This window comes from Stenotrophomonas sp. 86428_Sma (assembly GCF_056481585.1).
The window spans coordinates 634,053-656,605 of the sequence record NZ_CM151156.1 but is presented as its reverse complement, the minus strand read 5'-3'; the positions used below and the strand labels follow the sequence as shown (position 1 = coordinate 656,605).

Here is a 22,553-nt window from a genome sequence, read left to right as displayed (position 1 = left end):
CAGGATTACGGCTGGTAGCGGATGTCGGCATCGACGCTGCTGCCGCCGGCCTTGCCATCCTTGCCGAGGCTGATCAGCTCGTACGGCTGGCCTTCGCCCGGCGCACGGTATTCCAGCGCGTGGCCCCACGGGTCGTTCAGGTCAGCCGGCTTGGCATACGGCCCCAGCCAGCCACCGACACCCGCCGGTGCGGTCACCAGATCGTTGAGCGAGCCGGGCAGCTTGCCGGTATCGATCTGGTAGTTGTCGACCTTGGACGCAACGGTCTGCACCTGCGCCTTGGCGATGTTGGCCTTGCCGCGATCGGCGCCGCCCAGCACGCGGCTGGCGACCAGGGTCAGCACCGCACCGATCAGCACGATGACGATGATGATTTCCAGCAGGCTCATGCCCGACTGGTTGCGCGCGGCGGTGAAGGAAAGGCGGATCGGTCGACGGGAAGCAATCATGGTCGGTCCTTTCAGTTGCGGAGTGTCGGGGTTGCGTAGGGATCCATCGTCAACCGATGGCATTGGTCAGGTCGTACAGCGGTACCAGCACGGCAACGATCACCGCACCGACCACCGAGGCCAGCACCAGGGTGATCGCCGGCACCATCGCCGCCAGCAGGCGGTCGATGCGCCGGGCGCTGTCCTGTTCGAAGGTATCGGCGGCTTTCAGCAGCATGGTATCGAGTGCACCGGATTCCTCGCCGACCTGGATCATCTGCAGCGCCAGGCGCGGGAAACGCTTGCCGCGCGACAGCGCCAGCGACAGGCCGGTACCGTTCTTCACTTCATCCGCGGCGGCTTCCACATCGGCGGCCAGCGCGCGGTTGCCCAGCACGTTGCGGGCGATGCCCAAGGCACCCAGCAACGGCACGCCATTGCGCAGCAGGGTGCCCAGCGTGCGGGCCAGCCGCGCGGTTTCCAGTTCGCCGAGCAGGCGGCCGATGCCGCGACGCTGCAGCAGCCAGCCATCCAGCGCCAGCCGGAAGGCCGGTTGCCGCGCCTTGCGTTCGAAGAACAGCGCAAGTATCCCTGGCACCACCAGCAGCAACACCCACCAGTCGCGCACGAACAGGCCCAGCTGCAGCACCGCGTTGGTGAACCACGGCAGCGCCACATCCAGGCTTTCGTACATCTGCGCGAACTGCGGCACCACGTAGCCGAGCAGGAACAGCAGCGCGCCACCCACCACCACCAGCAGGATGGCCGGGTACACCAGCGCGTTGATCACCTTGCCCTGCAGCGCGCGGCTGCGTTCGAGGTAGTCGGCCAGGCGCTGCAGGGTTTCGTGCAGGCTGCCGCCGGCTTCACCGGCCCGCACCATGTTCACGTACAGGCGCGAGAACAACCCATGCTGGCGCTCCAGTGCGGTCGACAGCGGCGCGCCACCGCGCACCACATCGCGGATGTCGGTGATCGCGCGGCGCGAGCGTTCGTCTTCGGGCAACCCGAGCAGGATCGACAGCGCGCGATCCAGCGGCTGGCCTGCACCGAGCAGTGTCGCCAGCTGCTGGGTGAACTGCAGCAATGCCGCACCCTGCAGCGGCCGTTGGCGGATCAGGTTGCGCCAGGTACTGCCACCGATCGCACCGCCATCGGCCAGCTGGGTCTCCATCGGCAGATGGCCCTGGTCCTGCAGGCGCGCGACCAGCTCGGCCTCGCTTGCCGCTTCCATCTGCCCGTCGAAGATCTCGCCGTGCGGATTCAGTGCCTTGTAACGGTAGGTCGGCATGTCAGCCCCGGCGTCCTGCGCGCATCAGCTTTCCTCGGTGACGCGCAGGACTTCCTCGATGGTCGTCTGACCACTGAGGGCCTTGGACAGGCCATCTTCGTACATCGTGCGCATACCGGCTTCGCGGGCAATGCGTTCGATCTCGCCCATGCCGTCGCGGCGCATCACCGCGCGCCGCAGCGCGTCGTTCATCACCAGGAATTCCATGATGGTGGTCCGGCCGAGGTAACCGGTCGGCGCCAGCGCGGAGGGCTTCGGGCGGTACAGGTAGATCGGTCCTTCCGGCTGCAGGCGGCGCAGCTCGAAGCGTTCGATCTCTTCCGGCGAGGCTTCATAGCGCTCGGCATGGGTCGGCTCCAGCCGACGCACCAGGCGCTGGGCCAGGATGCCGTTGATGGTGGAGGTAAGCAGGTAGTCTTCCACGCCCATGTCGAGCAGGCGGGTGATGCCGCCGGCTGCGTTGTTGGTATGCAGGGTGGACAGCACCAGGTGGCCGGTCAGCGCCGACTGGATCGCGATGCGCGCGGTTTCCAGGTCGCGCATTTCGCCGATCATGATGATGTCCGGGTCCTGGCGCACGATGCTGCGCAGGGCGTTGGCGAAGTCCAGGCCGATCTGCGGCTTGGCCTGGATCTGGTTGATGCCTTCGATCTGGTATTCCACCGGGTCTTCGACCGTGATGATCTTGACGTCGGCAGTGTTCAGCTGGCTCAGCGCGGTGTACAGCGTGGTGGTCTTGCCTGAACCGGTCGGGCCGGTCACCAGCAGGATGCCGTGCGGCTGTTCCAGCACCTTGCGGAACTGCGGCAGGAAGGCGTCAGTGAAACCGAGACGATGGAAATCGAACACCACCGTTTCGCGGTCCAGCAATCGCATCACCACGCTTTCGCCGTGCGCGGTCGGCACCGTGCTCACGCGCAGGTCCAGCTCCTTGCCCTGCACGCGCAGCATGATGCGGCCGTCCTGCGGCAGGCGGCGCTCGGCGATGTTGAGCCGGGCCATGATCTTGATGCGGCTGATCACCGCAGCAGTGAGGTTGGCCGGCGGGCTTTCGCCTTCCACCAGCACGCCATCGACGCGGTAACGCACCTTCAACCGGCTTTCGAACGGTTCGACATGGATGTCCGAAGCGCGCAGCTCCACTGCACGCTGGATCACCAGGTTGACCAGGCGGATCACCGGCGCTTCCGAGGCGAGGTCACGCAGATGCTCGATGTCATCGACCGCACCGCCCTCGCCATCGGCGGTTTCGACGATCGCGCCCATCGCGCTGCGGCCCTGGCCGAACCAGCGTTCGACCAGGTCATCAATTTCTGCGCGCATGCCCAGCACCGGTGTCACCGGTACACCCAGTGCCAGCTGCACGGCCTGCTGCGGATAAGGATCATGGGCATCGGCCAGCCACAGCCGGACCCCCTGTTCATCCAGCGCCAGCGGGCAGACATGGAACTGCTTGAGGAAGCGCAGCGACAACGGCAAGCCTTCCGCCAGCCCTTGTGGCGGTGCTTCCGGCAGCTGTTTGCCTTCCAGCAGCGGCAGCCCCAGCACTTCGGCGCTGGCCTGGGCCTGGTCACGCTCGGAGACCAGCCCCAGCCGCACCAGCAGGCCCAGCAGGCTACCGCCGGCCTCTGCGTGCAGCGGCCGCGCACGTGCCAGATCGCCTTCCTTCAGCCGGCCGCGCGCCAGCAGCGCATCCAGGATGCGGCCTTCAGCGTCGTCGGCAGCGGCGGTAGCAGCAAGCGCGTTCACATGACTCTCCTGTCAATCGGCTCGACTTTAACAGTTAAGCCATGATTTCCGCCGCCCCTGCGCCACCTTTCGTAAAAAGACGAAGCCCGTCACATGGGATGACGGGCTTCGGCCATTCAACTACGACAGTTCAAGCTTACTGCGTGGCGAGAATGCTCACCCCGTTGTAGGCCGCTTCACCCACCACCTTGATGTAGTAGGTGGCCGCCACCGGCTTGGTCACCCGCACCGTCTCGGAGGTGCCCGGACGGGTCGACTTGGCGTCGTTGTCGCTGGCACTGGGCTCACGGCCTTCAGCCACGTAGACCGAAACGTTGCCGGTGCCACCGTAGGTGATCACGCTGAACTGCTTGCCGGCAGCCGCTTCGAAGCTGTAGAGCTTGCTGCTGCCGGCCGCACCGGACAGGCCACCGACGGCGGCCTTGTTGGTCAGCGGTGTGGCCACCGGCCCGCAGTTCTCGGTGCACGGTTCTTCCAGTGCCTTGGCCAGCGCAGCCTTGGCGTCGAGGATGCCGGTACCGATCGGGGTGGCCGCCGGGATGGCGACCGGGAACGGACGTGCGGTTTCCTTCAGCAGGGTACGCATCGCGGCCGGGGTCAACGGATCCTTGCCCTTGGCGATCAGCGCGCTCTGCACCAGTGCGGCAACGGCGGCCACATGCGGCGAAGCCATCGAGGTACCGCCCATGCCCATGTAACCCGGCGTGCCCGATTCCGGCGTGGTGGCCGCATTGGAGCCGGTCTGCCAGATGTAGCCACCCGGGTTGCCGTCGACACTGCCGCCGCCACCCGGACCGGACAGGTCCACGCGGGTGCCGTAGTTGGAGTAGTAGGTGATGCCGCCGGTGATGCGCGTGGCACCCACGGTCACCACGCCTTCGCAGCTGGCCGGACGGTACTTGGATGCGTTGTCGGCTTCATTGCCGGCCGCGACCACCACGGTGGTGCCACGCGAGATCGCGCCGTTGATGGCGTCCTGGTAGGTGCTGCCGCAGGTACCGCTGCCGCCCAGGCTCATGTTGATGATCTCGGCCGGATTGGTGTTGGCCGGAATACCGGTCACCGTGCCACCCGATGCCCAGACCACCGCGTCGGCGATGTCGGACAGGTAACCGCCGCACTTGCCCAGCACACGTACCGGCAGCACCTTGGCCTTGTAGGCGACACCGGCCATGCCGACGCCGTTGTTGGTCTGCTCGGCCACGGTGCCAGCGACGTGGGTGCCGTGCCAGGAACTGTCCTCTGCCAGCGAGCCGTCATAGCACTCGTTGTCGTTCTCGACCCAGTCACCGTAGTCCTGCGCACCCGGCACACGATCGTTGGTCGGGCGCCGCGAGGTCTCCGCATCGCTGATGAAGTCGTAACCCTCCAGCAGGTTGCCGACCAGGTCCGGATGCTGCGGCAGGATGCCGGTATCGATCACCGCCACCACGATGCCCTCACCCTGCGAGACATCCCATGCCGCCGGTGCGTTGATGCCGCCGACCGCATTGTGCAGATGCCACTGGTTCTGCTGGTAGAAGGGATCGTTCGGCACCAGCGCCGGCTGTACGTTGCCGGCACGCAGTTCGGTGCGGCGCAGCTTCACGTCGGCTTCGGCGTACTGCACCGACGGGTCGGCCTGCAGTTCCTTCAGCACACGCTGCAGTTCGGCCGGGGCCAGGCGGCCCTGCACGCGGATCAGGTCCGCACCGGTAGCGAGCTTGCGTACCACCTGCGGGCCGAGGGTACTGGCACGTGAGGTACCGCCGGAGAGGCTGGCCCGGGTCAGCGCCGACTGCACGGTGGACAGCTTCGCCGAGCGGTCGGTGGCGGCGGCAGCGCCGGCCCGGTACTTGACGATGATGCGCTCGGCGCCCGGCTGGGCGGTGCTGGCCTGGCGCACCGGTTCGCGGGTCGGCAGGCCGGCGGCGTGGACGGCACCGACGGCCGTCATCGACAGCACGGCGGCGGCAAGCACATTGATGCGAAGGTTCTGCTTCTTGATCACGTCGAATTCCTCTTCTGGGTCATGGATCGAACCAACACTGCGGCCATCATTCCTTGACGACTCCCGGCCGGCCCAGCCGGGATTGCCGTGACCTCCCCCCAGGCCCTCACTGCAGGTGCTGCGCCGGCGTGGGTGGCCGCCGGCGCGATGGAGTGGCTTACCAGCCGAAGCCGGCACCGACGCCAACCGAGCTGTCGTCGCTGCTGAAAGCACCACCGAAGGTCACCGTGGCGCGATCGCTGATCGCACGCTGGTAGCCCAGCGACAACGCCGACTCGCCGCCCTGGAAACCAATGCCGACGCCGACTCGGTTCTGGGTGCGGATACCGGCGGCACTGGTGGCCATGTTGAGCATCGCCGCGCTCATCGCACCCTGGCGGTCGATGCGGCGATCCATGTGGCGCAGGCGTCCGTCGATCTCGCCCTTGAACACATCGAAGCTGTCGGCGACGGCCTGGACGCGGCTGTCGGTGTAGCTGTTGGCTGTGGCCATGCCACGGTCGAGCTGGCCCTTGTTGACCGCATCGGTGGCCGTGGTACCCGCCGCCACATTGGTGACCTGGCGCTCGTTGCCTTCACTGCCCACCGAGACCGTGTTGGCACGATCGGCAACCGAGCCCTGGCCCAGCGCCACCGCGTTCGCCGCGGTGGCATTGGCGCCCTGGCCGATGGCCGTGGACGAAGCGCCACTGGCGACGGCGCCCTCGCCCATGGCGACGGCATTGAAGCCCGTCGCGGGAGTGCCAACCGGAATCCCGGCACCGGCGGCGGCAGCGGTCGGCGTGCCCTGCACACGCGCGGTGCTGGCCGGTGCCGCGTCGGCCGTTGCAGGTGCATCAGCGGTGCTTGCCAGCGGGCTCTCATCCAGCGAGGCACTCATCGCGCGCAGGTTGGCAGTCCCGGCACGCGAGCCACCAGCGGTTCTGCGGTCGATCTCGCTGACCTTGCGGTCCAGCGCGCCCAGCGCATCGCCGACGTTGCTGTAGGTGGCGCCCTGGATCACGTAGTTCGGGGCCACGAACACACCCTGCATGCCGACGCTGGCACCACCGCCGAGGAAGCTGGCGGCATCGCTGAGCGACTGGAACAGCTGGCCGCCGTTGATCGCCTGGCGACTGCCCGCGGCAATGCTGCCGGCACCGACGTTGTCGATGGTGGTGCCCTGGAAACCGGACAGGGTCAGGCGGTCACGGCTGGCGTCGTCGTAACCGACCGCGCTGGCCGCGGTGGTTTCCACGGTGGCGATGCGCGAATCGAAATCGCCCACGCGCGTTTCCACCGCGCCCACCCGCTGGTTGGTGACGTTGAGCTGGGAGCCGGTGATGGCATCGCTGCTGCCGGCGGCGATGCGGCCATCGGCCACATTGACGATGCGGCGCGTGGCTGGACCATCGGTGCCATTGCCACCGCCGACCGACACCACGTTGGCATCGAGCGCACGCGAGCCCGCACCCAGCGCCACCGAGTTGGCACCGGACGCGCCGGCACTGTTGCCCAGTGCAAGTGCACCGTTGCCGATCGCCATCGCGTTGGCGCCCAGCGCATTGCTGCGCGCGCCGCTGGCACTGGCCGCCGAACCGATCGCGGCGGCATCACTGCCGCTGGCGCTGGCGATACCTGCGCCGGTGGCCTTGACGTAACGTGCCGTGCCATCGGCAGTCGCTGCGACCGCATCAAGCTGGCCACGATTGACCGCATCGGTGCGCTCGGTACCGGCAGCGACGCGGGTGATCTGACGATCACTGGTGCTGCTGCCCACCGACACGGTGTTGGCACGGTCGGCCACCGAGCCTGCGCCCAGTGCGATGCTGCCGGCCGCCGACGCGTTGGCACTGACACCCACCGCGGTGGCATTGGCGCCGGTGGCCTTGCTGCCGTAACCCACTGCAGTGCCAAGGCGACCACTGGCTTCGGCATAGCTGCCCAGCGCCGAAGCGCCGTCGGCCGAAGCATTGGCGCGGAAACCACTGGCCTGCGACTGGGTGCCGCTGGCCGTGGCCTGCGCGCCGCTGGCAGTGCTGTAAGCGCCCTTGGCCTGGGCGCCGGCGCCGGTAGCACTGGCGCCGAGTTCGCTGGCGCTGGCGCCACTGCCCACGGCTACGCTGTCGACACCAGCAGCCTGCGCCGCGTTGCCGAGCGCCGCCGCATTGTTGCCGGTGGCGAGCGCATCGAAGCCCACGGCCGTGGCATTGGCGGCCATGGCGTTGGCACCGCTGCCCAGCGCGGTGGCGCCATTACCGATGGCGTTGGCCGCGTTGCCAGCAGCCAGTGCATTGTCGCCGTCAACGAGTGCACCGGCCTCGCCATCGGCATTGCCGCTGGCCTGGAACTGCCGGCTGGTCTTGTCGGCGACGCCGGCGACCGCATCCAGCTGGCCCTTGTTCACCGCATCGGTGGCTTCGGTACCGGCTGCGACATGGGTGACCTGGCGCTCACCGCCCGCCTTGCCGACGGCCACAGTGTTGTCACGGTCGGCCTTGGATCCGGCGCCGAGCGCGACGCTGTTGTTGCCATTGGCGGTGGCGTTGGCACCCAGCGCGGTGGCGCTGCTGCCTGCCGCCCACGAATTCCAGCCAATGGCGGTCGCGTAGTCTTCGGTGGCCCATGCACCGGCGCCGAACGCCGCGGCACCGGTGCCACTGGCACGCGACGGGATCAGGCCGAAGAAGGTGCTGCCGCCGATGGCCACGCTCTCCTCGCCACTGGCCTCGCTGGACTGACCCACGGCAACGGCACCGGTACCAGCCGCAGCGGCACCGAAACCGACTGCAGTGGTGTTGGCACCACTGGCTGCCGAGCCGTAGCCCAAGGCAGTGCCGAGGCGACCGCTGGCTTCGGCGTAGCCGCCGACAGCGGTGGTGCCATCGGCGGACGCGGCACTGCGGAAGCCGCTGGCCAGTGCCTGGGTGCCGCTGGCATTGGATTCGGTACCCGTGGCCGTGCTGTAGGCACCGCTGGCCTGTGCGCGCGCGCCGACCGCGCTTGCGCCCAGTTCACTGGCGCTGGCGCCGGTACCGAGCGCCAGGCTGTCTTCGCCGGTAGCCTGTGCCGTGCTGCCCAGGGCCGCCGCGTTGCTGCCGGTGGCCAGCGCATCGATGCCCACGGCCGTGGCGTTGGCGGCCAGCGCATTGGCACCACTGCCCAACGCGGTGGCACCGTTGCCGATCGCGTTGGCCGCGTCACCGGCCGCCAGCGCGTTATCGCCGTCCACCAGCGCCCCGGTTTCACCATCGGCATTGCCGCTGGCCTGGAACTGCCGGCTGGTCTTTTCCGCTGCCGCGGCTACGGCATCGAGCTGATTCCTGTTGACCGCATCATTGCCCTGCGTGCCATCGGCCACGTTGGTGATCTGGCGGGTATTGCCGCCGCCGCCCACCGACACGGTGTTGTCGCGGTCGGCAATCGAGTCCGCACCCAGCGCCACGCTGTTGGCACCGCGCGATTCGGCGGCGTTGCCCAGTGCGGTGCTGTTGATGCCCCCCGACCAGGCGCCACCACCCACCGCAGTGGAGTAGTTGCCCGATGCCTCGGTGGCCAGCAGACCGAACAGCGAGCCGCCGACGGCGACACTGTTCGTGCCGGTGGCCAGGCTGCCCTGGCCGGTTGCAGTGCTGTAGGCGCCGGAGGCTTCCGAGTCGCCACCCACGGCCACGCTGTTGGAACCGGAGGCATTGGCAAAGTTGCCGAACGCGGTGGCATTGAACGCCGAGGCCTGCGCGTAGCCACCGATGGCGGTGCTGTAACCGCCGCTGGCTTCGGCACCGATACCGAAGGCCGCCGACGCCGTACCACTGGCTACGCTCTCGCTACCGACAGCGGTGGCCGCGTCACCACTGGCATTGCTGAAGTAGCCCACGGCCACGGCCTCTTCGCCGGACGCTTCGGACAGCACGCCATTGGCAGTGCTACCGGCGCCGCTGGCGATGCTGGCCGCACCGAACGCCGCGCTCTGCTCGCCGCTGGCTTCGCTTTCCGCGCCATGCGCGGTGGCGTACTCGCCCGTGGCCTGTGCGTTGGCACCAACAGCGCTGGCGTTGGCTGCGGTCGCCAACGCATTGAAGCCCAGCGCCTGTGCGTTGCTGGCCAGCGCGTTGGCGCCGCTACCCAGTGCGGTGGCGCCATTGCCGATGGCGTTGGCGGCATCACCGGCCGCCAGTGCGTTGTCACCTTCCACCAATGCACCGGCTACGTCGTCGCCGTTGCCGCTGGCCTGGAAGAAGCGGCTGGTGGTGGTGGCCGTGGTCGCCACCGCATCCAGCTGCGCCTTGTTCACCGCATCGGTGGCCTGGGTGCCGGCGGCGACGTTGGTGACCTGGCGTTCGTTGCCGGCGCTGCCCACCGACACCGTGCGCGCTCGGTTGGCGACCGAACCGGCACCCAGCGCGACCGTATTGCTGGCGCTGGCATTGCTGCCCGCACCCAGCGCGATCGCGCTTTCACCACCGGCTACCGTGTTGGTGCCGATGGCGATGCTGTTGATGCTGTTGCCCAGCGCCTGGAAGCCCAGCGCCACGCTGTTGTCGCCATAGCCGAAGGCACCACGGCCGACCGCTGTGGAGCTGGCGCCGTTGGCCCAGCTGTTGTAACCAATGGACGTTGCGCCGCTGCCACTGGCCCAGGCCGCGTTGCCGAACGCCGAGGCATTGGTGGCAGTGGCCCATGCACCCGAACCGAATGCTGCTGCGCCACTGGCAGTGGCCCAGCTGTAACCGCCTACTGCAGTGCTGTCATCGCTGCTGGCGAATGCGCTGTCGCCGACCGCAACCGCATAGCTGCCGGTGGCGCGCGACTTGCCGCCTGCGGCGAAGCTGTTGTCACCACTGGCCTTGGCCGCGTTGCCGAAGGCGCTGCTGGCAGCCCCGGTGGCCTGCGCGCCGCTGCCGACTGCGGTGGCATCGGCAACAGCGGTGGTGCCCACCTGCTGCGCCGTGCCATCGGCACCGATGATCGGCTGGTTGAACTCGTCGTAGGCCTGGCCGAGGCCACCGATGGCGACACCGCCATTACCGGTGGCCGCGCTGTTGCGGCCCACGGCCACGCTGTCATCGCCGATGGCCGACGCGGCAGCACCATGTGCAATGGCACCTGCGCCGATCGCATTGCTCGACGAACCCACAGCGATGGAGCCTTCGCCATCAGCCAGTGCGCCAGCATCACTGCCCGCCTCCGGCTGTGCCTGGAAGAAACGCGCGGTGGTGTCGGCAGTGCCGGCCACGGCGTCGAGCTGGGCTTTGTTCACCGCATCGGTGGCTTCGCTGCCCGCAGCGACGCTGGTGATCTGCCGCTCGTTGCCGGCGCTGCCGACGGCCACGCTGTTGGCGCGCACCGCTTCGGAATTCGCGCCGAGTGCCACACTGTTCGCGCCGCGTGCGGTGGCGTAGTAACCCACGGCCGTGCTCTGCGCTCCGCTCGCCCAGGTCTGCGCGCCCAGGGCACTGGCGTTCTCGCCCGGTGCATAGGCGAAGTAGCCGACCGCGGTCGCTTCGGCGCCGGAGGCTTCGCTGAGGCTGCCGTTGGCCACGGCGCGGTCGCCACTGGCGATGGCACCGGCACCGACGGCGGTGGCGGCTTCGCCACTGGCCTGGGTCTGCACGAAGAAGCCCAGGCCGGGGATCAGGTCAGCCGGACCACCGATGGCGACGCTGCTGGTGCCCGTCGCGTTGCTCTGCGTACCCAGCGCGGTGGAATAATCGCCGATGGCATTGGCCACGGCGCCGAAGGCCGACGCCTGCGCACCGGCCGCATAGGCGCCGACGCCGTAGGACGACGCCGCAAAACCACTGGCTTCGGCACTGGCGCCGACCGCAGTGCCGCCGACGCCTGCGCTGGTTGCGCCGGTTTCCACCGGCACGCCGCCGCTGGTGATCAGCGGGTTGCCATCGGCATCCACCGCAGCGCCACCCACGGCAACGCTGCCTGGACCGTTGGCCTGCGCGTTGTTGCCGAACGCGGCACTGTTCTGGCCCGAGGCCAGCGCGTTGTTGCCAACGGCAGTGGCGTTCTGCGCGACGGCGGTGGCGCCGGCACCGACTGCCGTGGTGCCGTTGCCGATGGCATTGGCGGCCTCGCCGGCCGCCAGCGCCTCGTCGCCCTCGGCCAGTGCACCGGCATCGCTGTTGCTGCTGCCGTTAGCCTGGAAGCGCTTGGCGGTGGCATCGGCCACGGCGGCAACGTCCTTCAGCTGACCGACATTGACTGCATCGTTGTCTTCGGTGCCTGCGGCCACGCTGGTGATCTGCCGGGTCAGGCCGTATTCGGCGGCACCAACGGACACGGTATCGACGCGGTCGGCCAGCGAGCCCGCGCCGAGCGCCACGCTGCCGGTGGCCACCGCCGCGGAATTCGAGCCCAGCGCGGTGCTGTATTCACCAACGGCGGTGCTGAATGCACCCACCGCAATCGACGCTTCGTTGGCGGCGGTAGCGCCGCGGCCCAATGCGGTGCTGCCCGGGCCCATCGCCACGGCACCGCCGCCAACAGCGGTGGCGCCATCGGCAGTCGCTTCGGACAGCGCACCCAGCGCGGTGGCCGCGCCGTTCTCGCTGGCGGCGGTCGCGCTTGCGCCAACCGCGGTGTCGCCGAGACCGAAGGCCGCAGCGCTCTGCCCGACCACCACGCTGGCATCGCCGATTGCCAAGGCGCCCTGGCCGAACGCGCTTGCGCCCAGGCCCGCGGCAATGGCCTGGGTACCGATGGCAGTGGTGGCATTGGCCAGCGACTGTGCGCCGGCACCGGCCGCGACTGCGCCCTGCCCGTCGATCTTCGCCGCGTCGCTGTCATCGCCTGCGCCATCGGCCTTGAAATAACGATTGCCGTCTGCGGCGACATCGGCCAGCGCGGCCTGCGTGGCGCGCGCCTGCGCGTCCAGCTGCGCCTTGTTCACCGCATCGGTGGCCTGGCTGCCTGCGGCAACATTGGTGATCTGCCGTTCCTTGCCGGTATCACCCACGGACACCGTGTTGGCACGCGTGGCCTTGGAGCCGGCGCCCAGCGCTACGCTGTTGGCCGCACTGGCGCTGCTGTTGCTGCCGATCGCCACCGCGTTGCTGCCCTTGGCCGTGGCCGAGCCTTCGATCAGGCACTTTTCGAGCAGCTTGCCGCTGAATGCCACGCAGGTGGCGCTGCCGCCGATCTGCACCGACTGTGCTGCGGCGATACCGCTCATGCCCAATCCCAATACCAGGCCCAGTGCCATCGCCAACCTTGCGGGCGCAGCCTGCGTTGCATCGCGGCGCTGGTCGACGACCCCGCCGCCGCTGTCGGAGGAGGCCAGTTCCGAGGCCACCACCAACTGACCCAATGCTTTGTTCCAGACCTTGCGATAAATCCGATTCATCGGTACGGCTCCTGATTGGACTGGTTTTGGGCAAAGCAACGCCACCGCTGGGCTTTCCGGCCCAACGTCCCCTGGGGGCGTTTATTCGCGTGATTTACTGCGGGGTATTGCCGAACGGCGCGCAGCGACAGAAAACCGAGCGCGTGCGCCAACCGGTTACTGCGAAATGAATGATTCTGAAACGGGGTTCAAGTGTTAACGGCAACTTTGCAGATCGTCAAGACTTTGACACAGCAAATCCTATTGCCGTGAAGCACATCACTATTTCACGTGTTTATGAAAGGATTTTGTTATGCATGCGTGACGATTCCTCGACGCATGAAAATGCATGTAACTAGCGGTCGCGACTGGAGTTTCAAGCGCGCAAAGAAAAACCCGCCGATCAACGGCGGGTTTTTCCATACGCGATGGCATTGAGGCCTGCGCGATGCAGTGCGATCAGCCGCACCACACCCGCGCGTTGCGGAACATGCGCATCCACGGCGAGTCACCCTGCCACTCGGCCGGAGCCCAGCTCAGGTTGAGCGCGCGCGGGGTGCGTTCCGGGTGCGGCATCATGATGGTGACGCGGCCGTCGGTGCTGGTCAGGCCGGTGATGCCGTCCGGCGAACCGTTCGGATTCAGCGGGTACTGGCTGGCAACGTTGCCGTGGCCATCGATGTAGCGCAGCGAAACACGTGCGGCGGCCTGGTCGATGGCATTGTCGAACACGGCCTGGCCTTCGCCATGCGCCACCGCCACCTGCAGGCGCGAACCGGCCATGCCGCGCAGCAGGATCGACGGCGATTCCACCACCTCCAGCAGCGCGGTACGGGCTTCGAACTGCTCGCTGGCGTTGCGGCGGAACTGCGGCCAGTGCTCGGCCCCCGGAATGATGCCCTTCAGCTGGCTCATCATCTGGCAGCCATTGCACACGCCCAGCGCGAAGCTGTCCTCGCGCGTGAAGAATGCGGCGAAGGCATCACGCAGCGCACTGCGCTCCAGGATCGAGGTGGCCCAGCCACGGCCGGCACCGAGCACGTCGCCGTAGCTGAAGCCACCACAGGCGACCAGGCCGGTGAAATCCTGCAGGGCCACGCGGCCTTCGATCAGGTCGCTCATATGCACGTCGAAGGCGCGGAAGCCGGCACGTTCGAAGGCGTTGGCCATTTCAATCTGGCCGTTCACGCCCTGCTCGCGCAGCACGGCCACGCGCGGGCGCGCACCGGTGCTGATGAACGGCGCCGCCACGTCTTCGTTGAGGTCGAAGCTGAGCTTGGGCTTCAGGCCCGGCGCCGTGAAGGAACGCGCAATCTCGCGCTCAACGTCGGCGTTGGCCGGGTTGTCGCGGCGCTTCTGCATGGCGTGGGTGACCGACCACCAGGCGTCGAACAGCGCGTCCCAGCGCCACTCGGCCAGGTTCTCGCCGCCCAGCGACACGCGCACCACCGGTGCGGTGGTCGGCTTGGCGATGCGCTGTGCGCATTCGGTCAGTGCGTGGCGTTCGACCAGGTCGGCGAACGCAGCACGGTCTTCGCGCGCGATCTGCACCACCGCGCCCAGCTCTTCGTTGAACAGGCTGCGGAACGGATCATCGCCCCAGGCATCGAGGGTGATGTCCAGGCCCAGGCGCGAGGTGAAGGCCATTTCGCACAGCGCGGCGAAGGCACCGCCGTCGCTGCGGTCGTGGTAGGCCAGCAGCAGGCCGGCCTGGCGCGCATCGCGGATCAGCTCGAAGAAGCCACGCAGGCGCTGCGGGTCGTCCAGATCCGGGGCAGCGCCGGCGAACGCCGGCAGGTCACCGTGGTCGGCATGCACCTGGGCCAGGATGGAACCGCCCAGGCGCTGCTTGCCGGCGCCAAGGCCGATCAGCCACAGCTCGCTTTCCACGTCGCGGTCGAGCAGCGGGGTCAGCTGCTGGCGCACATCGGCGACCGGTGCGAACGCAGAGATCACCAGCGACACCGGCGACACGCTCTTGTGCGCTTGGCCCTGGTCGTGCCACTGCGCCTGCATCGACAGCGAGTCCTTGCCCACCGGAATGCTGATGTCCAGCTGCGGGCACAGTTCCATGCCCACGGCCTTCACCGCGTCGTACAGCAGCGCGTCTTCGCCCGGGTGGCCGGCCGCGGCCATCCAGTTCGCCGACAGTTTGATCTCATCCAGCGCATCGACCGGGGCCGCGCACAGGTTGGTCAACGCTTCGCCCACGGCCATGCGTGCCGAAGCCGCCGCATCGAGCAGGGCCAGCGGGGTGCGCTCGCCGATCGACATCGCCTCGCCGGCCACGCCGTCGAAGTCGGCCACGGTGATGGCCACATCGGCCACCGGCAGCTGCCACGGGCCAACCATCTGTTCGCGTGCGGTCAGGCCACCGACGCTGCGGTCACCGATGGTGACCAGGAAGTTCTTCGAGGCCACCGTCGGGTGCGCAAGCACGCGCAGGCCCGCTTCCTGCAGGTCCAGGCCCGCGGTCTTCAGCGCCGGCCAGCGCGGTGCCGGCGGGTGTGCGGTATCGCGGTGCATCTTCGGCGGCTTGCCGAACAGCACGTCCATCGGCAGGTCGATCGGCGCATCGGCCGGGGTGTGGCCCGGCACGGCGCCATAGGCCACCACCAGGTGTTCCTCGGCGGTGGCCACGCCGACCGCAGCGAACGGGCAGCGCTCGCGGGCGCACAGCGCGGCGAACTCGCCCAGGCGCTCCTGGGCGACGCCGAGCACGTAGCGTTCCTGCGATTCGTTGCACCACAACTGCATCGGCGACAGCGACGGATCATCGGTGGGCACCTTGCCCAGATCGATCACGCCACCGACCCTGGAGTCGTGCAGCAGCTCGGGGATGGCATTGGACAGGCCGCCGGCACCGACGTCGTGGAAGAACTTGATCGGGTTGTTGCTGCCCATCGCCACGCAGCGGTCGATGACCTCCTGGCAGCGGCGTTCCATTTCCGGGTTGTCGCGCTGCACGCTGGCGAAGTCCAGGTCCTCGGCGCTTTCGCCGGAGGCCACCGAGCTGGCGGCCCCGCCACCCAGGCCGATCAGCATCGCCGGGCCACCGAGCACGATGACCGCATCACCGGGCTGCAGCTGGATCTTGTCGACCTGGGTACGGTCGATGGCGCCGAGGCCGCCGGCCAGCATGATCGGCTTGTCGTAGGCACGCACCAGGTCGGCACCTTCCGGCAGCTCGAAGCTGCGGAAGTAGCCGAGCAGGTTCGGGCGGCCGAACTCGTTGTTGAACGCAGCGCCGCCAAGCGGGCCGTCGGTCATGATTTCCAGCGCCGGTGCCATGCGCGGGTTCAGCGCGCGCGGCGCTTCCCACGGCTGCGGCAGCTCGGGAATGCGAAGGTGCGAGACAGAGAACCCGGACAGGCCCGCCTTCGGCTTGCCGCCGCGGCCGGTCGCGCCTTCGTCGCGGATCTCGCCACCGTTGCCGGTCGAGGCACCCGGGAACGGCGCGATCGCGGTCGGATGGTTATGCGTTTCCACCTTGATCTGGAACGCGCTGGGCACCTGCGGCTCGCGGCGGTATTCGCCGCTGGCCGGATCCGGGCGGTAACGCGACGCCGGATGGCCTTCGATCACCGCGGCGTTGTCGCTGTACGCGCTGAGCGTGTGCTGCGGGGTCTGCTGGTGGGTGTTCTTGATCATCCGGAACAGCGAACGGTCCTGTTCCTGGCCGTCGATGGTCCAGCTGGCGTTGAAGATCTTGTGGCGGCAGTGCTCGGAATTGGCCTGCGCGAACATCATCAGCTCGACGTCGGACGGCGCGCGGCCGAGCGCGGTGAAGCGTTCGCGCAGGTAGTCGATCTCGTCCTGGGCCATGGCCAGGCCGAGGCGCTGGTTGGCGGCCTCCAGCTGGTCCACCGGCACGCGTTCCAGTTCACCGCGGGCCGGCGCCGAGAACAGCGCCAGGCCCTGTTCCACGGTCTCCAGCACCGACTGCGTCATCGGGTCGTGCAGCGCCTTGACCAGCGCCTGCTGGGCGGCGGCATCGGCCGGCCACCCCTGCACGTCGATGCGCAGGCCACGCTCGACCCGGCTGACCGGCTGCCCGGCACCACGGACCAGTTCGGTGGCCTTGCTCGACCACGGCGACAGCGTACCCAGGCGCGGCACCACGATGCGGCTGACCGCACCTTCGGCCACGGCCTCGGCCTGCGGCGCAGCTTCGAGGATGCGGCACAGCGTGATCAGGTCGGGGGCGGCGCTGCCTTCGGGCTGCACGAAGTAGACGTGCCAGGCACCGCTGATGCGCAGGGAGGGAGCGATGGACTGCAGGCGGGATTCAAGACGTTCGCGGCGGAACGGCGACAGGGCGGGCGCGCCCTCGAGGACCATCATGTCCGGGGAACCGTAGTTGGGAAACGGGCCCGACATTGTACCGGAAGCGGGGGAAGGGCTTTGGCCGGGCGGCGCCCGGCACCCGCAGAGGCGCCCAAGCCAAGGCCACAGCCAGAGCAGAGGCAAAAGCCACAGCAACAACGGGCATTCCGTGGGATGGCGGGGTGGGTCCGGTTGCGGGGGACGCCGTGAATCCGTCCATGGAGGCTCGATCGCCGCATCCATGCGGCTCACGCCCCCGCAACCGGACCCACCCCGCCTTCGACAGATTTCCGCGATCTGCAGTAGATCCACGCCATGCGTGGATGCTCCCCGGTAGTGCCGGCCGCTGGCCGGCAACCAGGGAAATCTCAGAAGTCAGGCATTGAAGAGCGAAGCGACCGGCTTCTGCTTTTGATTTTTTGTTCTGTCTTCCGTGGCTGGCCGCGCAGGAACCTGTCCGTGGCCGGGCGGGTGGGCTGCGCAGGGGCGTGAGCCGCATGGATGCGGCGATCGAGCTACATGGACGTACTTGCAGCGTCCCCTGCGCAGCCCACCCACCCGGCCAACCCTCAGAAACCCGCTGTACGCGACCCACTCCAGCCACGAGGGGCTCCGCCGATGGCCGCCGACCGCGCGCCAGCGCCGCTCTCCGCCAAATCCCCGAACCATGCACTCGCTCACGGATTGACCACACGATTGATGACAACGTTGTCCCTACCTGGCGCCGGACTCTCTCCCCGGCCTCCCAGGTACCTCCGTCCGCCCCCTCCGTCGCCTTCCCGGGCGACGCCCGGACCTGCGTCACGCGCGGCGCCATCGGGGCCCGCGCGCCCTTTGATCGGAGACTTACCCATGTACGACCCGATTGTGCGCAGTGCCGAACGTGCGACCCGAAGCTGTCGTCCCCGCCGCCTGGCCTGGCTGCTTGCCCTGGCCGCCGGTACCGCCGCCCTGCCCGGCCTGGCGCAGGCCGCCAGCTGTGCCGGCGTGGCCCAGTGGGACCAGGCCAAGATCTACCGGGCCGGCGATACCCTGCAGAAAGGAGGCGTCCTCTATCGGGCGAACCAGGACATCTGGAACGCGCCGCCGGACCATCCGGCCGGTGCGCCCTACTACACCAACCTCGGTGCCTGCGATGGCAGCGGCAGCAACCAGCCGCCGGTGGTCAGCCTGACCTCGCCGGCCAACGGCGCCACCTTCAGCGCCGGCAGCACGGTCAACGTGACCGCCAACGCCAGTGATCCGGACGGCAGCGTCGCCAAGGTCGAGTTCTTCCGCGATGGCAGCACGCTGGGCGTGACCACCAGTGCGCCGTACGCGGCCAGCTGGGCCAATGCCAGCGCCGGCAGCCACACCCTGCGTGCAGTCGCGACCGACAACAACAACGCCACCACCAGCACCGCGACCATCACCATCACCGTCAACGCCGCCGGTGGCGATACCACCGCACCGAGCGTGCCGGGCGGGCTGGCGGTCGGCACCCGCACCGCCAACAGCATCGCGCTCAGCTGGAGCCCGTCCACCGACAACACCGGTGGCAGCGGCGTGGCCGGCTACGACGTGTACCGCAACGGCAGCCTGGTCGGTTCACCGTCCAGCGCCAGCTACATCGATGGCGGGCTGACTGCCTCCACCACCTACCGCTACCGGGTTCGTGCCCGCGACAACGCCGGCAACGCCTCGGCCCAGGGCACTGAGATCAGCGCCACTACGCTGGCCGGCGACGGCGGCACCACCGGCAAGCGGGTGATCGGTTACTTCACCCAGTGGGGCATCTACGGCCGCAACTACCGGGTCAAGAACATCGACAGCAGTGGCTCGGCCGCACGCCTGACCCACATCAACTACGCGTTCGGCAACGTGCGCAACAACCGTTGCGAAGTGGGCATCACCCAGCCGTCGGATCCGAACAGCGGTGCCGGTGGCGATGCCTTCGCCGACTACACCAAGGCCTTCAGTGCCGCCGAGAGCGTCAGCGGCAGCGCCGATACCTGGGACCAGCCGTTGCGCGGTAACTGGAACCAGCTCAAGCAGCTCAAGGCCAAGTACCCGGGCATGAAGGTGCTGATCTCGCTGGGTGGCTGGACCTGGTCGCGTGGTTTCTCCAGCGCGGCGCGTCCGGAAAACCGCCAGGCCTTCGTCGCCTCGTGCATCGACGCCTACATCAAGGGCAACCTGCCGGTGACCGACGGTGCCGGTGGCGCCGGTGCCGCACTGGGCGTGTTCGACGGCATCGACGTCGACTGGGAGTACCCGGTGGCCTGTGGCATCGAATGCGGCAAGCCGGAGGACAACGCCAACTTCACCGCGCTGATGGCCGAGTTCCGCCGCCAGCTCGATGCGGTGCGTCCGGGCCTGTTGCTGACGGTGGCGGTGGGTGCCGGCATCGACAAGATCCGCGTCACTGATCCGGCCGCGTACCACCCGTACCTGGACTACATCAACGTGATGACCTACGACTTCCACGGCGCGTGGGATGCGAAGACCAATCACCAGTCGGCGCTGTTCGATTCGCCGAATGATCCGTCCACCGGCGACCAGAAGCTCTACAACAGCAACGACGCCATCGAGGCCTTCATCAGCCGTGGCGTGCCCGCCGCCAAGCTCAACCTGGGCATCGGCTACTACGGGCGTGGCTGGACCGGTGTGACCAACGCCAACAACGGCCTGTACCAGACCGCGACCGGCGCCGCCCCGGGCACGTATGAAGCCGGCATTGAAGACTGGAAGGTACTGAAGAACCTGGCGTGGCCGGGCTACACCGACAACACCGCCGGTGCCACCTGGATCTACAACGGCAGCACGCTGTGGAGCTTCGATACCCCGGCCAACATCACCCGCAAGATGGGCTACGTGAAGACCCAGGGCCTGGGCGGCGCGTTCGTCTGGGAGTTCAGCGGTGACGATGCGCAGGGCACGCTGACCAAGGCGGTCAGTGATGGCCTGAAATAAGAGAAAAGCCGGGGATGCGACACGCATCCCCGGCCTCGTTCGATTGATGCATCCGCCGGGCATGGCCCGGCGGCATTCCCGGTCAGCGCTTGGCCGACTGCTTTTCCAGCGCCGCACGCAGCTGCGCCGGCGGCAGGTAACCGCCCAGCTGGGTGCCATCCGGGGCGAAGATCGCCGGCGTGCCGTTCACGCCCAACTGCTGGCCCAGCGCGTACTGCATCGCCACCGGGTTGGTGCAGTTCTTGGCCGGCACACTGCCACCGCGCTTGGCGTTGGTCAGGGCCTGGCGGCGATCCGCTGCACACCAGACCGAAATCATGTCGGTGTAGTCCTTGCTGCCCAGGCCCATGCGCGGGAATGCCAGGTACTCGACCGAGATGCCGTTGCGGTTGAGCTCCGCGATGTCCTGGTGCAGCTTGCGGCAGTAACCGCACTCGATGTCGGTGAACACGCTGATGGTGTACTTGGCATTGGGCGCAGCGAACACGATGCGGTCGCCGTGGTTGGCCTTGGCCAGCAGATCGCGGCGGTAGCCGAGCAGGCCTTCGCTGTTGGCCGGGCCCTTGGCACGCGTGTCGTAGGGCTGCGACTGGAACAGGTAGCGGCCATCGTCGGACACGTACAGCAACTGGCCGGAGACCACGACCTCGCGGAAGCCGGGGAACGGCGCAGCGCCGATGTAGTCCACCTGGAAGCCGGGATTCAGGGCGGTCAGCGCGGCGCGTACGGCCTGGTCGGCCGAAGCGTTGGCGGCCGGGGCGGCCTTGGCCGCAGCCGCGGCGGGTGCCTTGGCGGCCGGCGGAGCCGGCTGGGCGCAAGCGGTCAGGCTGAGCGCACCGAACACGGCGGCGATGGCAAATCGGAGCATGGAGCGGTCCGCGACAGAAGAAGACCCCGGATTCTGACACAGCCGCCGCTACCGGGCCGCGACACTGCCCACCGTCCGAGGCCGGGGTTCAGGCCGCTGCTCAGCCGCGCGGATGGTGGCGCGCGTGCAGCTTCTGCAGGTGTTCGCGGGCCACCAGGGTGTAGATCTGGGTGGTCGACAGCGAGCTGTGGCCGAGCAGCATCTGCAGCGCGCGCAGGTCGGCGCCGCGGTTGAGCAGATGCGTGGCGAAGCTGTGGCGCAGGCCATGCGGGCTGATCCGCACCGGATCGATACCGGCCACCTGCGCGTGGCGCTTGACCAGATGCCAGAACGCCTGGCGGGTCAGCGCATGCAGCGTCGGCTCGACAAACAATGGGGTCTGCCCATCGGCCAGCGCCTGCACCTTGCCCTTGCCGACCAGCTGCGGGCGCGACGCCTGCAGATAGCGCTCCAGCCAGTGCTGCGATTCCTCGCCCAGCGGCACCAGCCGCTCCTTGCTGCCCTTGCCCGTGACCCTCAGCACGCCCTGGCGCAGGTTGACTGCCGTGGCCGGTAGCAGCACCAGCTCGCTCACGCGCAGGCCGGCCGCATACATCAGCTCCAGCATGGCGCGGTCGCGCAGGCCCAGCGGACTGTCGATGTCCGGCGCCGCCAACAGTGCGTCGATCTGGCTTTCGGCCAGCGCCTTCGGCAACAGCCGCGGCAGCTTCGGCGGGTCCAGCAGGGCACTGGGGTCCTCGCTGCGTTCACCACGGCGCACGCCATCGGCGAAGAACGCGCGCAGCGCCGACAGCAGGCGCGCATTGCTGCGCGGCGACCAGCCATGCCGGGTGCGCCAGGCCAGGTAATCGAACAACCCCGGGCGCTCGATGCCGGCCAGGCCACCGTCGCGTCCATCCATCCAGCGCGCCAGCCCTTCCAGGTCGCGCCGGTAGCTGTCGAGGGTGGCGCGGGCCAGGCCGTTCTCGGCCCAGATCGCATCGAGGAAGCGCTGGATGCGCGCGCTGTCGTCGGCGCGCAGCTCGGGCAGTTGCTGCACCAGCTGGCGGCGTTCGGCGGGGGTGGAAACAAGGGCCATGGGTGCAGGATACGAGGGCCACTGCGGGCGCGGCCAGCTTTGCGTATGCTCGGCGCATGTCCCGCCCCGCCACCGACACGGCCCCTGCGGCCGCTACCGAAATGCCCCGCCCACGTGCCTTGTTGGCCTGGCGCGTGCTGGCGATGGTCTACGACGCACTGCCGGTGCTGGCGCTGTGGATGCTGGCCGGCACGCTGTTCACCCTCGCCTACACCTTCAGCGGCCACGCGCAGCGCGAGAACATCGCACCGTTCAGTGCCTGGCAGTGGCTGCTGTGGGCGGTGTGCTGGGGAATCACGGGGTGGTACGCCACGGCCAGCTGGCGCCGTGGCGGACAGACGCTGGGCATGCGACCGTGGCGGCTGAAACTGCAATCGAGCGATGGCACGCCGCTGCGGCGCGGCCAACTGTGGCTGCGCTTCGCGGTGGGCTCACTGTCGCTGCTGCTGGGTGGACTGGGGTTCTGGTGGGCATGGGTCGACCGCGACCGCCTGACCTGGCACGACCGCGCCAGCGGCACCCGCCTGATGCGCATGCCGAAGCGGTGATGCACCAC

Annotated in this window: 10 protein-coding genes; 2 read left to right on the top strand and 8 right to left on the bottom strand. The window is 68.5% G+C overall.

The features are described 5' to 3' along the window. Positions 1–5: 5 nt before the first annotated feature. The 6 genes from gspG to purL form a co-directional block, all read right to left on the bottom strand. Positions 6–449, bottom strand: coding sequence for a type II secretion system major pseudopilin GspG (gspG, locus tag ACZK3J_RS02900; protein ID WP_004142831.1), 444 nt, complete (start codon positions 447–449; stop codon positions 6–8). Between the two features lie 49 nt (positions 450–498). Beyond that, the gene (gene xpsF / locus ACZK3J_RS02895; RefSeq protein WP_478476404.1) at positions 499–1,719 is read right to left on the bottom strand and encodes a type II secretion system protein XpsF; all 1,221 of its coding nucleotides are present in this window, start codon (positions 1,717–1,719) and stop codon (positions 499–501) included. Between the two features lie 24 nt (positions 1,720–1,743). Beyond that, positions 1,744–3,468 carry a type II secretion system ATPase GspE gene (gene gspE / locus ACZK3J_RS02890; protein ID WP_032130134.1) on the bottom strand — a complete coding sequence of 575 codons (1,725 nt, stop codon included), beginning with the start codon at positions 3,466–3,468 and terminating at the stop codon, positions 1,744–1,746. A 136-nt stretch (positions 3,469–3,604) separates the two neighbouring features. After that, positions 3,605–5,458, bottom strand: coding sequence for a S8 family peptidase (locus ACZK3J_RS02885; RefSeq protein WP_032130135.1), 1,854 nt, complete (start codon positions 5,456–5,458; stop codon positions 3,605–3,607). Positions 5,459–5,615: 157 nt separating this feature from the next. Then, positions 5,616–12,794, bottom strand: coding sequence for an ESPR-type extended signal peptide-containing protein (locus ACZK3J_RS02880; RefSeq protein ID WP_478476403.1), 7,179 nt, complete (start codon positions 12,792–12,794; stop codon positions 5,616–5,618). Between the two features lie 438 nt (positions 12,795–13,232). Beyond that, positions 13,233–17,117 carry a phosphoribosylformylglycinamidine synthase gene (gene purL / locus ACZK3J_RS02875; protein ID WP_478476402.1) on the bottom strand — a complete coding sequence of 1,295 codons (3,885 nt, stop codon included), beginning with the start codon at positions 17,115–17,117 and terminating at the stop codon, positions 13,233–13,235. Between the two features lie 834 nt (positions 17,118–17,951). On the opposite strand from purL, the gene ACZK3J_RS02870 reads away from it, so the two are divergent. Then, positions 17,952–20,051, top strand: a complete 2,100-nt coding sequence (locus ACZK3J_RS02870; protein ID WP_478476401.1) for a glycosyl hydrolase family 18 protein — start codon at positions 17,952–17,954, stop codon at positions 20,049–20,051. An 82-nt stretch (positions 20,052–20,133) separates the two neighbouring features. On the opposite strand, the gene ACZK3J_RS02865 is transcribed toward ACZK3J_RS02870, so the two are convergent. Further along, positions 20,134–20,919 carry a thioredoxin fold domain-containing protein gene (locus ACZK3J_RS02865; RefSeq protein ID WP_100437853.1) on the bottom strand — a complete coding sequence of 262 codons (786 nt, stop codon included), beginning with the start codon at positions 20,917–20,919 and terminating at the stop codon, positions 20,134–20,136. A gap of 100 nt (positions 20,920–21,019) precedes the next feature. Further along, entirely contained in the window at positions 21,020–21,997 is a 978-nt protein-coding gene (gene xerD / locus ACZK3J_RS02860) for a site-specific tyrosine recombinase XerD (RefSeq protein WP_032128012.1), read from the bottom strand. A gap of 56 nt (positions 21,998–22,053) precedes the next feature. Between xerD and ACZK3J_RS02855 the strand changes: the two genes are divergently transcribed. After that, a complete protein-coding gene (locus tag ACZK3J_RS02855; protein WP_049461829.1) occupies positions 22,054–22,545 on the top strand; it encodes an RDD family protein in 492 nt (163 codons plus the stop codon). Positions 22,546–22,553: the final 8 nt, after the last annotated feature.